Source organism: Pseudooceanicola batsensis HTCC2597, from assembly GCF_000152725.1.
GTDB lineage: Bacteria > Pseudomonadota > Alphaproteobacteria > Rhodobacterales > Rhodobacteraceae > Pseudooceanicola > Pseudooceanicola batsensis.
Map to the genome: position 1 here is coordinate 2201551 of NZ_CH724131.1, position 15611 is coordinate 2217161.

General features: G+C 66.2%; 17 protein-coding genes. 8 read left to right on the top strand and 9 right to left on the bottom strand.

The annotated features are described in order from the left end of the window. Positions 1-127: 127 nt before the first annotated feature. The 4 genes from rplT to pyk all read right to left on the bottom strand — a co-directional run bounded on the left by rplT (position 128) and on the right by pyk (position 2536). Positions 128-490 carry a 50S ribosomal protein L20 gene (gene rplT, locus OB2597_RS14540; RefSeq protein ID WP_009806353.1) on the bottom strand — a complete coding sequence of 121 codons (363 nt, stop codon included), beginning with the start codon at positions 488-490 and terminating at the stop codon, positions 128-130. Between the two features lie 14 nt (positions 491-504). After that, positions 505-705, bottom strand: a complete 201-nt coding sequence (rpmI, locus tag OB2597_RS14545; protein ID WP_009806354.1) for a 50S ribosomal protein L35 — start codon at positions 703-705, stop codon at positions 505-507. 141 nt (positions 706-846) lie between these two features. After that, positions 847-1071, bottom strand: a complete 225-nt coding sequence (locus OB2597_RS14550; RefSeq protein ID WP_009806355.1) for a hypothetical protein — start codon at positions 1069-1071, stop codon at positions 847-849. 19 nt (positions 1072-1090) lie between these two features. Beyond that, a complete protein-coding gene (gene pyk, locus OB2597_RS14555) occupies positions 1091-2536 on the bottom strand; it encodes a pyruvate kinase (RefSeq protein WP_009806356.1) in 1446 nt (481 codons plus the stop codon). Positions 2537-2704: 168 nt separating this feature from the next. On the opposite strand from pyk, the gene OB2597_RS14560 reads away from it, so the two are divergent. Further along, the gene (locus tag OB2597_RS14560; RefSeq protein ID WP_009806357.1) at positions 2705-3019 is read left to right on the top strand and encodes a DUF1244 domain-containing protein; all 315 of its coding nucleotides are present in this window, start codon (positions 2705-2707) and stop codon (positions 3017-3019) included. A gap of 147 nt (positions 3020-3166) precedes the next feature. On the opposite strand, the gene OB2597_RS14565 is transcribed toward OB2597_RS14560, so the two are convergent. Together OB2597_RS14565 and OB2597_RS14570 are read right to left on the bottom strand one after the other, a co-directional pair. Further along, positions 3167-4492, bottom strand: a complete 1326-nt coding sequence (locus tag OB2597_RS14565) for an ammonium transporter (protein WP_009806358.1) — start codon at positions 4490-4492, stop codon at positions 3167-3169. Between the two features lie 28 nt (positions 4493-4520). Further along, positions 4521-4859 carry a P-II family nitrogen regulator gene (locus OB2597_RS14570; RefSeq protein WP_009806359.1) on the bottom strand — a complete coding sequence of 113 codons (339 nt, stop codon included), beginning with the start codon at positions 4857-4859 and terminating at the stop codon, positions 4521-4523. Between the two features lie 257 nt (positions 4860-5116). On the opposite strand from OB2597_RS14570, the gene OB2597_RS14575 reads away from it, so the two are divergent. After that, positions 5117-7285 carry a transglycosylase domain-containing protein gene (locus OB2597_RS14575; RefSeq protein ID WP_040609365.1) on the top strand — a complete coding sequence of 723 codons (2169 nt, stop codon included), beginning with the start codon at positions 5117-5119 and terminating at the stop codon, positions 7283-7285. A 12-nt stretch (positions 7286-7297) separates the two neighbouring features. Here OB2597_RS14575 and OB2597_RS14580 read toward each other — a convergent pair whose 3' ends face one another. Together OB2597_RS14580 and OB2597_RS14585 are read right to left on the bottom strand one after the other, a co-directional pair. Then, positions 7298-7909 carry an MlaC/ttg2D family ABC transporter substrate-binding protein gene (locus tag OB2597_RS14580; protein ID WP_009806361.1) on the bottom strand — a complete coding sequence of 204 codons (612 nt, stop codon included), beginning with the start codon at positions 7907-7909 and terminating at the stop codon, positions 7298-7300. Further along, a complete protein-coding gene (locus OB2597_RS14585) occupies positions 7887-8666 on the bottom strand; it encodes an MlaA family lipoprotein (protein WP_009806362.1) in 780 nt (259 codons plus the stop codon). Before OB2597_RS14585 ends, OB2597_RS14580 begins: the two co-directional genes overlap by 23 nt. A gap of 185 nt (positions 8667-8851) precedes the next feature. On the opposite strand from OB2597_RS14585, the gene OB2597_RS14590 reads away from it, so the two are divergent. The 6 genes from OB2597_RS14590 to OB2597_RS14615 all read left to right on the top strand — a co-directional run bounded on the left by OB2597_RS14590 (position 8852) and on the right by OB2597_RS14615 (position 14710). Continuing rightward, positions 8852-10582, top strand: a complete 1731-nt coding sequence (locus tag OB2597_RS14590; protein ID WP_009806363.1) for a type I secretion system permease/ATPase — start codon at positions 8852-8854, stop codon at positions 10580-10582. After that, positions 10579-11889 carry an HlyD family type I secretion periplasmic adaptor subunit gene (locus OB2597_RS14595; RefSeq protein WP_009806364.1) on the top strand — a complete coding sequence of 437 codons (1311 nt, stop codon included), beginning with the start codon at positions 10579-10581 and terminating at the stop codon, positions 11887-11889. The genes OB2597_RS14590 and OB2597_RS14595 overlap by 4 nt, the downstream gene beginning before the upstream one ends. Before the next feature lie 66 nt (positions 11890-11955). Then, positions 11956-12423: a RidA family protein gene (locus tag OB2597_RS14600; RefSeq protein WP_009806365.1), complete on the top strand. Its 468-nt coding sequence runs from the start codon at positions 11956-11958 to the stop codon at positions 12421-12423. Beyond that, complete coding sequence (locus OB2597_RS14605) at positions 12420-13184, top strand: glycerophosphodiester phosphodiesterase family protein (protein WP_009806366.1); 765 nt, start codon at positions 12420-12422, stop codon at positions 13182-13184. The genes OB2597_RS14600 and OB2597_RS14605 overlap by 4 nt, the downstream gene beginning before the upstream one ends. 30 nt (positions 13185-13214) lie before the next feature. Next, positions 13215-14420 (top strand): GNAT family N-acetyltransferase, encoded by a 1206-nt coding sequence (locus tag OB2597_RS14610; RefSeq protein WP_009806367.1) that lies wholly within the window; start codon positions 13215-13217, stop codon positions 14418-14420. Further along, complete coding sequence (locus OB2597_RS14615) at positions 14420-14710, top strand: 4a-hydroxytetrahydrobiopterin dehydratase (protein WP_009806368.1); 291 nt, start codon at positions 14420-14422, stop codon at positions 14708-14710. The genes OB2597_RS14610 and OB2597_RS14615 overlap by 1 nt, the downstream gene beginning before the upstream one ends. Before the next feature lie 2 nt (positions 14711-14712). Here OB2597_RS14615 and OB2597_RS21025 read toward each other — a convergent pair whose 3' ends face one another. Continuing rightward, positions 14713-15396: a GntR family transcriptional regulator gene (locus OB2597_RS21025; protein WP_084658811.1), complete on the bottom strand. Its 684-nt coding sequence runs from the start codon at positions 15394-15396 to the stop codon at positions 14713-14715. Between the last annotated feature and the right edge of the window lie 215 nt (positions 15397-15611).

Sequence of the window (15611 nt, forward strand, 5' to 3'; positions counted from 1 at the left end):
CTTTCATCGCTTCAGGTCCGCGTGCGGAAGCGGACCGCGACGTTCCGCCTGTCGCCTCCACCGTAGCCAAAAGCGAGAGGGGCCACCCGATCGGATGGCCCCTCTGGCATTCGAATGTATTGCCGGATCAGGCCAGCGCGGCCTTCGCCTTGTCGACGATGGCGCCGAACGCATCGGGCTCGTGCACGGCGAGATCGGCCAGGACCTTGCGGTCGACCTCGATCCCGGCCAGCGACAGGCCGTTGATGAAGCGCGAATAGGTCAGCGCCTCGTCATGGCTGCGGACCGCGGCATTGATCCGCTGGATCCAGAGCGCGCGGAAATTGCGCTTGCGCGCCTTCCGGTCGCGGGTGGCGTACTGGTTGGCCTTGTCGACCGCCTGGGTCGCGACCTTGAAGGTCGTGGAGCGGCGGCCGTAATAGCCTTTCGCTGCCTTCAGGACCTTCTTGTGACGTGCATGGGTGACGGTACCGCCTTTAACGCGAGACATGTTCTATCCTCCTATCAGCGATCGTAGGGCATCATCGACTTGATGATTTTCGCATCGGGCTCCGACAGGGTCGTCGTGCCGCGGGCGTCGCGGATGAACTTGTTCGTGCGCTTGATCATGCCATGGCGCTTTCCGGCCTGGGCGGCGATCACCTTACCCTTGGCCGAAATCTTGAACCGCTTCTTGCAGCTCGATTTCGTCTTCATCTTGGGCATTTCCGTCTCCTTGGTCTTGAACGGTCTTGTGCGCGACTCGGTATGCCACTCCGACCGGCCGCGCGGATGAAGGCGCCGTATAGGACCGGCGCGCCTGCATGGCAAGAGAAAATCGCCCCGCCGGCCCCGGGCCGGCCCCTCTCAGGGAATGACCCGCGCGAGCACCCGGAAGATCGCCTGCGGCACCTCGGCCAGCGTCATGCCCGCCGGATGGCCCTGCCAGGCGAAAGCCACGACCCCGGCGCCGAGGATGATGACCACCAGGGCCGTCCAGGGCGGGCGGCGGTCGGCAAAGGCCGAGACAGCCGACGGGATCGCCAGCATCAGCACGACCAGGCCGGCCACGAGGATCAGATCGTTGTCCATAGCCCCTCTTGCGGTCCGCCTATTCCGGGTCCGAGGCGAAGATCAGACGTTCTTCGCAGGGGGCGACCCGCAGGATGTTCGTCGTCCCCGGCTGGTTGAAGGGGACACCGGCGGTCACCACGATCTGGTCGGCCTCGGTGGCGAAGCCCCGGCTTCGCGCGGCCCGGGCCCCGTTGACCACCGCCTGTTTGAAGCGGCTCAACTCGTTGGTCATGACGCAGTTGACCCCCCAGCTCAGCGTCAGCTTGCGAGCGGTCCCCCGAAGCGGCGTGAGCGCGAGGATCGGCACATGCGGACGCTCCCGCGCCGTCAGCAGCGCCGTGGTTCCGCCATGGGTGAAACAGCAGATCACGCGGATGTCGGTCGTCTCGGCGATCTCGCGGGCCGCGACGACGATCCCGTCCGCGACCGAGCCGCGCACGGTCCGGCGCGACGCCTCGATGATCTCGCGGTAGGTGGGATCGCTTTCCACCTCTCGGGCGACGCGGTCCATGGTCGTCACCGCCTCGGCCGGGTACTGGCCGGCAGCCGATTCCGCCGAGAGCATGACGGCGTCCGTCCCCTCGTAGATCGCCGCCGCCACGTCCGAGACCTCGGCCCGGGTCGGCATCGGGCTCTCGATCATGCTTTCCAGCATCTGCGTCGCCACGATCACGGGTTTGGCCACCGCCCGGCAGCGGCGCACCAGCCGTTTCTGGATCGGCGGCACGTTCTGCACCGGCAGCTCCACCCCCAGATCGCCGCGCGCCACCATGATCCCGTCGGACACGTCCAGGATCGCATCGAAGGCCTTCACCGCCGCCGGTTTCTCGATCTTCGACAGGATCGCCGCGCGTCCCGCCGCGAGTTCCCGCGCCTCGGTCACGTCCTCGGGCCGCTGGACGAAGCTCAGCGCCAGCCAGTCGACGCCCAGTTGGCAGACGAACTCCAGGTCCGAGCGGTCCTTCTCCGAAAGCGCGGCGAGCGGCAGCACCACGTCCGGCACGTTCACCCCCTTCCGGTTCGAGATCGTGCCGCCGGCCATCACCTCGCAATCCGCGAAATCGGCGCCGCATTCCACCACCTTCAGCCGGATCTTGCCGTCATTGACCAGCAGCTCCGCCCCCGCCTCCAGCACCTCGAAGATCTCGGGATGCGGCAGCGTCACCCGTGTCGCATCCCCCTCCGCATCCTTCAGGTCGAGCCGGAACCGTGCCCCTTCGGCCAGGTCCTCCTCGCCGCGGGCGAAGACACCGACGCGCAGCTTGGGCCCCTGCAGGTCCGCAAGGATGCCGATGGTGCTGTCGAGATCGCGCTCGACCTCGCGGATGATGCGGTGTCGTTCGCGGATCTCGTCATGGCTGCCGTGGCTCATGTTCAGCCGAAAGACATCCGCGCCGCTTTCGTGAAGCCGGCGGATCATCTCGTAATCCGAAGACGAGGGACCCAGGGTCGCCACGATCTTGGTGCTGCGCTGCCGTCTCATCGGAGGTCCTTTCTTCACCGCCCGCCCGGGCTTCATGTGAACGCTATCAATCGCCCCGATGTTTTGCCACCCGAAGTGACAGGCTGATGACGGGGCACCGGGCGATTGACCATTTTCGCTCATCCTGTCAGCGTGCCCCGCATTCCGTATTACAGGAAAGATCGGACCATGGATCGCCAGACACAGATCGAAATCGAGGCCGCCGCCTTCCGCAAGCTCCGCAACCACCTGATGGTCGAGAGGCCCGAGGTCCAGAACATCGACATGATGAACCTCGCCGGTTTCTGCCGCAACTGCCTGAGCCGCTGGATGCAGGAAGCCGCGAACGACCGCGGCATCGAGATGACCAAGGACCAGGCGCGCGAGGCCTTCTACGGCATGCCCTACGACGACTGGAAGGCGCAGAACCAGACCGAAGCCTCGCCCGAGCAACGGCAGGCCTTCGACACGGCCTTTCGCGAGAACGTCACGGACAAGACCTGACCCCTCCGCTTGACCGCGACCGCTGGCCGGCGCACCGCGCGCCCCGCAAACATCGCGCGGGATCGGCTGTCCGGCGGGCATATCCCCGGACACGAGAAAGCCCGGGCGCGAACGCCCGGGCCAGGTTTCCGACTAATGGGAGGGGTATCAGCCCTTGGAAAATTCCGGATAGGCTTCCATGCCCAATTCCGCCATGTCGAGGCCCGCGATCTCGTCCTCTTCCGAGACCCGGATACCCATCACCATCTTGAGGATGAACCACACGACGAACGAGGCGATGAAGGTGAAGACACCGTAGGCGATGATGCCGGTGATCTGCGTCACCAGGTTGGCGTCGCTGTTGTAGAAGACCACGGCGATCGTGCCCCAGATACCTGCGAAGAGGTGGACCGGGATGGCGCCGACCACGTCGTCGATCTTCAGCTTGTCGAGCATCGGAACCGTCAGCACGACGATCACGCCACCGATGGCACCGATCCAGAGCGCCCCGAAGAGCGAGGGGGCCAGCGGTTCGGCCGTGATCGAGACGAGACCGGCCAGCGCACCGTTCAGCACCATGGTGAGGTCCGGCTTGCTGTACATGACCTGCGTCAGGATCAGCGCCGTCACGGCACCCGCCGCCGCGGCCATGTTGGTGTTGGCGAAGATGCGCGACACGTCCGACACGTCGCCCACGGTCCCCATGGCCAGCTGCGAGCCGCCGTTGAAGCCGAACCAGCCCAGCCACAGGATGAACGTACCCAGAGTGGCGAGCGCCAGGTTGGACCCGGGCATCGGGGTGACCTTGCCGTCCTTGCCGTACTTGCCCAGACGCGGGCCCAGAACGATGGCACCGGCCAGAGCGGCCCAGCCGCCGACGGAGTGCACGACGGTCGAGCCGGCGAAATCCGAGAAGCCCATCTCCGACAGCCATCCGCCGCCCCACTGCCAGGAGCCCGAGATCGGGTACATGACACCGGTCAGCAGGACCACGAAGACCAGGAACGGCCACAGCTTGATCCGTTCCGCCAGGGCACCGGACACGATCGACGCGGTCGCGGCGACAAAGACCAGCTGGAAGAAGAAGTCCGAGCCGATCGAGGCATAATCGAGCGCGGCATCGGCTGCGGAAACGCCGACCGGATCCAGCTCCGTCGGCACGAAGAAGCTGCCGACATAGCCGTTGAAGTCACCCGGATACATCAGGTTGAAGCCGATGAACCAGTACATGATCGCCGCAACCGAGTAGAGCGCGATGTTCTTGGTCATCTGCATCGTCACGTTCTTGGACCGGACGAGCCCGCCCTCGAGCATGGCAAAGCCCGCGGCCATGAAGAACACCAGGAAGCCCGCCATGCAGAACAGCAGGGTGGTCATGATGTAGGGGCCGATTTCGTCGAACCCGGGCGCTGCGGCCTCGGCATCCTGCGCAAACCCCAGGCTGGGCAGAGCGATCAGTGCCGCCGCCGGCAGGAGTGTATTGAGGAGTTTCATTGTCAGTTTTCCTTTCCCTGTCCGTCGCTTACAGCGCGTCCGCGTTGGTTTCCCCGGTCCGCACGCGAACCGCCTGCTGGACATCCAGCACGAAGATCTTGCCGTCGCCGATTTTCCCGGTCTTGGCGGTGTTGGTGATCGTCTCGACGACCTGGTCGGCCATTTCCGCCGCCACGGCGATCTCGAGCTTGATCTTCGGCACGAAATTCACAGCGTATTCCGCGCCGCGATAGATCTCGGTATGTCCCGACTGGGAGCCGAACCCCTTGATTTCGGTCACCATCATGCCGCGCACGCCGATTTCGGTCAGCGCCTCGCGGACCTCCTCGAGCTTGAACGGCTTGATTGTCGCAATGATGAGTTTCACTGATTTTCCCTTCCGTATCTCGGGGCGCGAACCCCGCCTTTGGCACGGCCAACCTAATCCGGCGGACCGTCACGACCGGAAGCCGACGGGCCAGTACCACTGCCGAAAACTCTCGCAGCTGCACAATTATTGGGCACAACACGTACGTCGATTAATTTTTGTGCGGAATTGAAACGGGCAATCCCCTGCTTACGGCTCAACATCCCGGCTCCGAAGACGTATATGTTGGGCAAAACAATCGGACCGGGCAGGACCAGATGAGTGATTCAGGACGTCGCAAGCCGCCCCTCGTGGCGGACCGCCGGCATGGCGGATCCGGCAGCCGGAAAAAGGCCGATGGCAAGAGCGGATCGAAACGCACCGCCAAGACCTCTCGGCGGAAAACTCCGGCGAAACGGCCGGTCCGGCGCGGTCCGATCGGTTATCTGCGGGCTTTCCTCGCCTGGATCATCCGGCTCGTCTGGGGCATGACGTGGCGCCTGTCGCTCGTGATCCTGCTGATCATCGGCATCGCGGTCGCCTACAACGCCTCGCAGCTTCCTCCGCTCGAGGCCCAGCTCGACGGGCGGGCGCGCGGGTCGGTCACCATGCTGGACAACGAGGGTCAGGTCTTTGCCTGGCGGGGCGATCAGTTCGGCGGCGTCGTCACCACCGATACCGTCTCTCCCCATCTCAGGAATGCCATCGTCGCGACCGAGGACAAGCGCTTCTACCGCCATTTCGGCATCTCGCCGCGCGGCATCGCCTCGGCGATCCGCATCAACCTGCGCGAGGGGCGGGGGCCGCTCTCGGGCCACGGCGGGTCCACCATCACCCAGCAGACGGCCAAACTGCTCTGCCTGGGCGACCCCTACGATCCGGACCTCTGGGAGAGCGAGGCCGCCTACGAGGCCGACTGCCGCGAGACCACGCTGTGGCGGAAGATCCGCGAGGCGATCTATGCCATGGGGCTCGAGGCGACCTACACCAAGGACGAGATCCTGACGATCTACATGAACCGGGCCTTCCTCGGCGCGGGGGCCCGGGGCTTCGAAGCCGCAAGTCAGCGCTATTTCGGCAAGTCCGCCGCCGATGTGAACGCCGCCGAGGCTGCGATGCTGGCCGGCCTGCTGGTCGCACCGACCCGCTATGCCCCGACCGCCGACCTGGCCCGGTCGCAGAACCGGGCCGCCGTGATCGTCGCCCTGATGGAGGAACAGGGCTATCTCTCGGAGCAGGAGGCCCGGACCGCCCTGGAAAATCCCGCCGAACTGTCCGAAGCCGCCGAGGCTGAGGCGGGCGGGTACTTCGCCGACTGGGTCATGTCCTCGGGTCCCGAGTTCCTGACCCGGAAGACGACCGAGGACGTGGTCATCCGCACGACGCTGGACCAGCGCATCCAGCGCGCGGCCGAAGAAGGCATGAAGTCCGTGTTCGAAACCAAGGTCAAGGAAGGCTCCAAGGCGCAGGCGGCCGTCGTCGTGATGAGCGCGGACGGCGCTGTCCGGGCGATGGTCGGGGGCCGCCGGACCCAGGTTTCGGGCGTATTCAATCGCGCCACCCAGGCCCGCCGGCAGACCGGCTCGGCCTTCAAGCCCTTCGTCTATGCCACGGCGCTGGAACTGGGCTACCACTGGTACGATACGGTCGAGGACACGCCGCTGACAATCGATATCCCCGGCTCCGGCCCCTGGTCGCCCGAGAATTACGACCGGCGCTTTCGCGGCACCGTCACCCTGGGGCAGGCGCTTCAGCATTCGCTGAACATTCCGGCCGTGAAGGTCGCGCAGAACGTCGGGCTAGACCGCGTGCGCCGCATCGCCAGCGACTTCGGGATCGAGTCGGACCTGGCAGAAGGCCCGGCGCTGGCGCTCGGCGCCTCGGAATCCACCCTGATCGAGATGACCGGCGCCTATGCCGGGATCCTCAACGGCGGCTCATCGGTGATCCCCTATGGCCTTGTGGAATTGCGCCTGCAGGGGCAGTCGGAACCGCTGATGGACGCCACCGGCGGCATCGGCGAGAGGGTGATCCGCGAATCCGCCGCCCGCGAATTGATCTGGATGATGCACAACGTCGTCACCCAGGGCACCGGCGGCCGCGCCGGCCTGCCCGACCGCCAGGCCGCCGGAAAGACCGGCACGACCTCGGCAGCCCGGGACGCCTGGTTCGTCGGTTTCACCGCCGATTACGTCGCGGGCGTCTGGATGGGCTATGATGACAACACGCCCCTCACCGGCGTCACCGGTTCGGGCCTGCCCGCCGAGATCTGGCACGAGGTGATGGCGCGGGTTCACGAAGGCCTGCCGCCGCGCGATCTTCCCATGGCCCGCCCCGAACCGGAACCCGAACCGCGCGTGGCCGAAGACAACCGGCAGCGGACCCAGCCCGCACGGCCGGATCCCATCGGTCAGCTTCTCAGGAACATCTTCGGCATCCGGAACTGATCCGCCGGCGGTTCAGCCGGCCCTGCGCAGGTCCGCGATGAGCCGGTCGATATCGCCGCGATTGGCGTCGAGCATGGCGCCGATCTCGGTCTTCTCCGAAAGCCGCATCGAGATCCCCTCGATCACCATGTCGAAGAACAGGTTCCGACCCGACCGGTCCGAGACGAGGAACTTGACCTCGAAGGGCGCCTCGCCCCGCAGATACGCGGTCGAGATCACTTCGTGCCAGGTCTTGACCTGCCGCACGCCCTGGACCTCGATCCGGCCCCCGACGAATTCCTGGAACCGCTTGCCGTACTTGCGGGCGATATAGCCGCGGAAGGCTTCGACGAAGGCGCGCATCTGCGCCGGAGAAGCGCGCCGCGCGTCGGGCCCGAGGGTCGACCGCGCGATGATCGCGACATCGGCATAGCGGGCGAAGATCTTCTCGAAGTCGCGGATCATGCCCGGCAGCGAGCCGCCGCGCGCGATGACGCGGTTGATCTCGCCGACCAGATCGTCGACCAGCCCCCGCGCCGCGGCATTCGTCAGCGCGACGGCCGGTGCCGGGCTCAGCAGCGCGAAGGCCGAGCCCGTCATCAGCAGGGCGCGGCGCGTCAGTTCATTGGAGATACGGGTCGTCATAGGGATCACCTGTGGCGGCATAAGGGTCATCATAGGGGTCGCCGGTCGCCGCAGCACCGCCGCCAAGCTGATAGCGGCGGTTCTGCAGATAGGTCGAACGCCCCTGGGCGTAGCTGTCGGCGCTCTCGTGCAGGACGCTGCCGACGGTCTGCGAATACCGGCCGCGGTCGCCCAGGCGCTTGGCCACGCTGGCCACCGGCCCGGCATATTTCTCGGGCTCGGAAAGCACGTACCCAAGGGGGTTGGTGAACAGATCGACGATGCGCCCGACGGCGTCGCGCTCGGTCGAGGGTCCGAGGACGGGAAGCTCCACGTAATTGCCTTCACCTGCCCCCCAGACATGCAGGGTCTCGCCAAAGTCGGTCTCGACCTCGTTGATCCCGGCCATGGTCGCCACGTCGAACAGCCCGCCCATGCCGAGCGTCGTGTTCAGCACGAAGCGGAAGGAGTTGGTGAACGCGCCCCGGGCATCCGCCTGAAGCACGTTGTTCACCACGACCGAGGGCGTGGCCAGATTACCGGCGAAATTGCCGACGGTCGTCACCACCGGCTCCGGCAGAACAGTGACGTAGGAGCCGCCGGCCGGGCCCAGGATGTTGCGATCGACCGACTTGTTGAAGGCATGCATCCGGCGGTTCGAGGCCTCCCACGGATCGTTGATCCCGGTGGCGGGCGGCGCGGGGGAACATGCCGTCATCGCGCCCACCGCGCCCAGCAGGACGAAGCGCGCGGCATATGACTTGATGGATGTACTCATGACGCGCAAAAAACGCTCCCCTGCCTCTTTCCGCAATTAGCATCGCGACACGCGGGTTTCCAGCCCGCGCCCCGCGCTTCGCGCGGAACTGTGACGCCATTTCAGAATCGAAAGATGTACAGAAGTGCGGCGGCGCGCTATGGAACAGCCCAGGCCAACCACCGATCCTGGGGATCAACCCGACAATGATTAATCAGAAAACCGAGAACGGATACCGCGAGCTGCGCGAGGCGCGCCGCGCCAACCGGCCCCTGTACTGGTCGGTGGGGCTGTTCAGCGTCTTCGCCAACCTGCTCATGCTGACCGGCCCGATCTACATGCTCCAGGTCTACGACAGGGTGCTCGGGTCCGGATCGGTGGAAACCCTCATCGGCCTTTCGATCATCGTCGCCTTCCTCTTCCTCATGATGGGCCTTCTGGAACTGGTGCGCAGCCGGATCATGTCGCGTGCCGCCGCGCGGTTCCAGGCCCGGCTCGACCGTCGGGTCTTCGATGCGGTGATCCGCCGCTCCGCGATCAAGCAGGACGAGGTGGCGCAGACCGGCCTGCGCGATCTCGAGGCGGTGCAGAAACTGATGTCCTCGCCCGCGCTGATCGCGATGTTCGACATCCCCTGGACGCCGATCTTCCTGGCCGGCATCGCGCTCTTCCACCCCTGGCTCGGCATTCTCGCCCTGACCGGGGGCGGCATCCTCGTGATCATCACCGTGATGAACCAGGTCACGACCAAGACCCCCCAGAACGCCGCCATGCACGCCATGATCGCGTCGGAGAAGATGGCCGAGCAGATCCGGACGGAATCCGAGATGGTATCCTCGATGGGCATGCGCGAGGCCGCGTTCAACCGCTGGCAGAAGCTGCGCAACAAGGCGCTGCATACGCAGATCGGCGCTTCGGACCTGACCGGCGGCTTCAGCTCGACCACCAAGACGTTCCGCCTGTTCCTGCAATCCGCAATGCTGGGCCTCGGCGCCTATCTGGTGCTGCGCGGCGAACTGACCGCGGGCGCCATGATCGCCGGCTCAATCCTGCTGGGCCGCGCCCTCGCCCCGATCGAACTGGCCATCGGTCAGTGGCCGGTCGTGCAGCGCGCATCGCGCGGCTGGCATTCGCTTGCCATCCTGCTGGGCGACACCCCGCCCGAGGCCCCGCGCACGCCGCTGCCGCAGCCCCGGGCCAAACTCGACGCCGTTCAGCTTACCGTCGTGCCGCCGGGCGAAAGCGTCGCCTCGCTGCGCATGCTGACCTTCTCGGTCGAACCGGGCCAGGCGCTCGGCGTCATCGGCGCCTCCGGGGCCGGCAAGTCGACGCTGGCCCGTGCGATCACCGGCGTCTGGCGGCCCGCAGGGGGCAAGGTCCGTCTCGACGGGGCGGCGCTGGACAATTACGATCCGTCCGTTCTCGGCAAGTACATCGGCTATCTCCCGCAGCGCGTGCAGCTGTTCGAGGGCACGATTGCGGACAACATCGCCCGGCTGGCGGACAATCCCGACGCCTCGGCCGTGGTCGAGGCCGCCAAGAAGGCCGATGCCCACGATATGATCCTCAAGATGCCCGACGGCTACGACACGCGCATCGACGCCACCGGCGGCCGGCTCTCCGGCGGCCAGATCCAGCGCATCGGCCTGGCCCGCGCGATGTACGGCAATCCGGTGATCCTCGTGTTGGACGAACCGAACTCCAACCTCGACAACGAGGGAAGCCAGGCGCTGAACAAGGCCATCCGCGCCATGAAACAGGATGGCAAGTCCTGCCTCATCATGGCGCACCGTCCCGCCGCCATCCAGGAATGCGAGATGCTGCTGATGCTGGACGGCGGCAGCCGCGTCGCCTTCGGACCGCGCGACGAAGTCCTGAAACAGGTCCTTCAGAACCATGAGCAGGTCCGCGCCGGCGGACAGGGTGGATTGAGATGAGCGACAACACGGAAAAGACCTGGTCGGCGCGCCGACCGCTGACGATCGGCCTGATCACCCTGCTGCTGCTGGTCGGCGGCTTCGGATCGTGGTCCGTCTTCACCCAGATCTCGGGCGCCGTCATCGCCGGCGGACAACTCGAGGTCGACCGCAACCGCCAGGTGGTCCAGCACCTCGACGGCGGGGTGGTCACCGAAATCCTGGTCGACGAGGGCGACCTTGTCGAGAGCGGACAGCTCCTGGTGCGGCTCGACGATACCCAGCTTCGGTCGCAGCTCGCGATCATCGAAGGCCAGCTCTTCGAACTGATGGCCCGCCGCGGCCGGCTCGAGGCCGAGCGTGACGGCCGCGAGGATCTCGACTTCGATCCCCTGCTGCTCGAGGCCGCGCAGACCAAGGCCGAGGCACGCGAACTGATGGAAGGCCAGACCCGCCTGGCCGAGGCCCGCCTCGCTTCGGTCGAGAAGGAGATCGAGCAACTCGAGAAACGGCGCAGCCAGATCGACAACCAGATCGAGGGCATCGACGCCCAGTTGGCGGCATTTTCGGAACAGATCGAACTGATCCAGGACGAACTCGAGGATCAGCAGTCCCTGCTGGACCGCGGCCTCGCCCAGGCCTCCCGCGTCTCGGCCCTGCGGCGCGAGAACGCCCAGCTCAGCGGCACCGTCGGCGAGCTGACGGCGCAGCGCGCCCAGGCCGAGGGCCGGATGACCGAGATCGACATCGAGATCCTCAAGCTCGACACCACCCGCCGGGAAGAGGCGATCACCCGCCTCCGCGACCTTCAGTACCGCGAACTGGAGCTCAAGGAGCAGCGCCGCGCCCTGATCGAACAGCTCAACCGCCTCGAAATCACCGCGCCGGTGGCCGGCATCGTCTATGGCCTGCAGGTCTATGCCGAACGTTCCGTCCTCAGACCCGCCGATCCCGTGCTGTACCTCGTGCCGCAGGATCGCCCGCTGGTGATCGCGGCGCGGGTCGAGCCGATCCATATCGACCAACTGCGCATCGATCAGCCCGTGACCCTGCGTTTCTCGGCCTTCGACCAGCGCAACACACCGGAACTCGAAGGGCGGGTGGTGCAAATCTCGGCGGACGCCTTCACCGACGACTCGACCGGCCGGTCCTTCTACCGGACCGAGATCGAACTGTCGGAAGGCGAACAGGACAAGCTTCCCGAGGGGTCGCACCTGATCCCCGGCATGCCGGTCGAGGCCTTCATCAAGACCCGCGACCGTACGCCCATGGCCTATTTCATGCAGCCCTTCATGGACTATTTCGCGAAAGCCTTCCGCGAGGCGTGATCCCGCCCTTTTGCTTGCATTCGCCGCCGCGCCCTATAGCGTCGCGGCGAAACGAAAGGAGCGGCCATGACCAATGCCATCGAAACCCGCCTCGCCGAACTGGGCCTGGCCCTGCCCGACACGCCCGCGCCGCAGGCGAACTACGTGCCCTATGTGGTCTCCGGCAATCTCGTCTTCGTCTCCGGTCAGGTCTCCATGGACGCCGACGGTTTCGTCAAGGGCGTGCTGGGCGACACGATGAACGTCGAAGAAGGCGCGGCGGCAGCGCGCCTCTGCGGCCTCGCCCTGCTGGCCCAGGCCAAGGCGGCCTGCGGCGGCGACCTCTCCCGGCTCAAGCGCGTGGTCAAGCTGACCGCCTTCGTGAATTCCACCAAGGAGTTCGGCGACCAGCCCAAGGTCGTGAACGGCTGTTCCGATCTCCTGGTCGAGATCCTCGGCGATGCGGGGCGTCACAGCCGCTCGGCCGTCTCGGCCGGCGCGCTGCCCTTCGGTGTCGCCGTCGAGATCGAAGGCATCTTCGAAATCGTCGCATGACCCTGCCCGAGGGGTTCCTGCGCCTCCCCGTGGCGCACCGCGCGCTGCACGACGTCACCGACGGCCGGCCCGAGAACTCGGTCGAGGCCGTCCGCGCCGCCGTCGCGGCCGGCTATGCAATCGAGATCGACCTTCAACTCTCGGCGGACGGGCAGGCGATGGTCTTTCACGACTACGACCTGGCCCGTCTGACCGGCCGGTCCGGCCCCCTTCAGAGGAAGACCGCCGAGGAACTGACCGGCATCCCTCTCCTGGGGGGCGCGACGGGCATTCCGACCTTCGGGACGATCCTTGCGGAAGTGGCCGGCAGGGTCCCTCTGCTGGTCGAGATCAAGGATCAGGACGGTGCCCTCGGGCCCGCCGTCGGCCGGCTGGAAGAAGCCGCGGCGCGGGCCCTCGAAGGCTACGTTGGCCCCGTTGCGGTGATGTCCTTCAATCCGAACGCGGTGCGCATCTTCGGCGGCCTCGCCCCGGCCGTCCCGGTGGGACTGACGACCTGTGCCTTCGCCAAGGCAGACTGGCAGCTGATCCCCGCACAACGGCGCGAACGGCTGCGGGACATCCCCGACATCAAGGCATCGCGCGCCTGTTTCGTCAGTCACGACGCGCGCGATCTGGCAAATCCGCGTATAGCCGAACTGAAATCCCGCGGCATGCCGGTGCTGGCCTGGACCATCCGGTCGCCGGAAGCCGAGGCAGAAGCGCGGCGGATCGCGGACAATGTCACCTTCGAAGGATACAACGCCGTGATCCCGGCTTGATCGCGGGCCGGGACGCATCAGATTTGGATCATGGACGGACAGGAACAGGACGCCGGCACCGTCATCGAGGTGCGCGCACATGACAGCCTGAGGCAGATCGCGCCGCAGGACTGGGATGCCTGCGCCTGTCCCGAGACCGCGGACGGCGGCCCGCCGAACGACCCCTTCACCACGCACCGGTTTCTCGTGGCGCTCGAGACCAGCGGCTCGGTCGGGCCGGGCACCGGCTGGCAACCCAGCTACCTGACCGCCCACAAGGGCGACGAGATGATCGCAGCCGCGCCCCTCTACGCCAAGTCGCACAGCCAGGGCGAATACATCTTCGATTTCAACTGGGCCCACGCCTACGAGGGGGCGGGCGGCCGGTACTATCCCAAGCTGCAGATCGCGGTGCCCTTCACCCCCGCGACGGGCCGCCGCTTTCTGGTCAGGCCCGGCCACGCCGCCGAGGGCCGCGCCGCGCTGGTTCAGGGCGCGTTGCAGCTGGCACAAACCCATGGCGTGTCGAGCCTGCACGTCACCTTCTGCACCGACGACGAGGCCGAGGCGGGCGAGGCGCTCGGCCTGATGCACCGTCGCACGCAGCAGTTCCACTGGGAGAACCGGGGCTATGCCGATTTCGACGATTTTCTGGCCACGCTCAGTTCCCGAAAACGCAAGAGCATCCGCAAGGAACGGCGGCAGGCCCAAGACTTCGGCGGAGAAATCGTCGCCCTGACCGGCGACGACCTGCGGGACGAGCACTGGGATTGCTTCTGGCGCTTCTACCAGGACACCGGCAGTCGCAAATGGGGCAGTCCCTACCTGACGCGCGACTTCTTTCACGAGGTGCAGGCCAGCATGCGCGACGACGTGCTGCTCGTCCTCGCCCTGCGCGAGGGGCGGCCGATCGCGGGGGCCCTGAATTTCATCGGGCGCGACACGCTGTTCGGCCGCTACTGGGGCTGTACCGAGCACCACCCCTTCCTGCATTTCGAACTCTGTTACTATCAGGCGATCGACGCCGCCATCGCGCGCGGACAATCCCGTGTCGAGGCCGGCGCGCAGGGCGACCACAAGCTGGCCCGCGGCTACCTTCCCTGCCCCACCCATTCCCTTCACTGGATGGCGGACCCGGGTTTTGCCCGCGCGATCGAACACTATCTCGAAGCCGAAGCAGAGGCGGTGGAAGAGGAGATCGAGATCCTGACGGCCTATGGCCCCTTCCGCCGCGACACTCAGGAGGAACAGGACTGATGCCAGCCTTGACCACGCAAGAACGCGACCGCCATCTGCCGGAACTGGAAGCCGCGGGATGGACCGTCGCCGAGGACGGCGCGTCGATCGCCAAGACCTACAAGTTCAAGACCTTCCCGATGGCCTTCGGCTTCATGACCCGGGCCGCGCTCTATGCCGAGAAATGGGATCATCACCCAGACTGGTCGAACACCTACAACACCGTCGCCGTGCAACTCAGCACGCATGACATCGGCGGGCTGTCCGATCTCGATGTCAAGCTGGCGAAGAAGATGGATGAACTGGCCTGAGATCAGGCGACCTGTTCGGCGAGATGGGTATAGACCTCGCTCAGACTGTCCCGCTGCGCCGCCTCGGCACAGCCACGCAAGGTGCCGATCAGCCTCTCGGGTGCTCCGGGCCGGTCCCAGACCCTCTCGGCCATGGACCAGCGAATGTGCCGCCAATGCGCCGTGCGAAGCGAATCCGCCAGGATATCGTCCGGCGCGGCCCGGGCCGTGATGTCCAGCAGTTCGGTCCGGCTGTCGAGGTAACTCTGCTTACCGGGCGAGGAGACCTCGGCCACTGCGGCGGCGGCCACCAGCCTCTCGGGCATCTGTGCCGGAACGCCCGCTTCGACGCTGCAGCTCGCCGCAGCCACGAACAGGGCCCGCAGAACCTGCACGTCCCGATCCCGCTTGTCCGGGTCCAGCGGCGACACGATCGTGCCCACGCCCGACCGCGTCTCGACCAGCCGCTCGTGTGCCAGCTTTTGCAGCACCTGCCGGATCGGCGTGCGCGAGACGCCGAATTCGCTGGCCAGCGCCCCTTCGTGCAGGATCATTTCCTCCGAAACGGATTGCATCATGCAAATTCGTTGCCGCAATTCGGCCGCGATCTCATGACCATCCCGTCGATAAAGCATTTCCGATCCTGCATTCGTTTCAAAGCCCCGCCGGCAATTCCCAACGGGCGACGAGCGCGCGACGTGACGCATAGCGGTGTCACCAGGCCCCACAGTATGCAGCGTCGGAGATGAATCAATCGGGAACTGGGCTGACGTCGGGGACGGCGCCCGCCCCGATTAAGCGGGATGATCCTTCTCCGTACCGAAAAGGGCAGGCGAGCATTGATTTGACCCCCGGCCGGCAATTCACATTTGGGCCGCTCGCCAATTCTCGCATCGGGCGATCCCGAGCGTCAAAGCAGGTT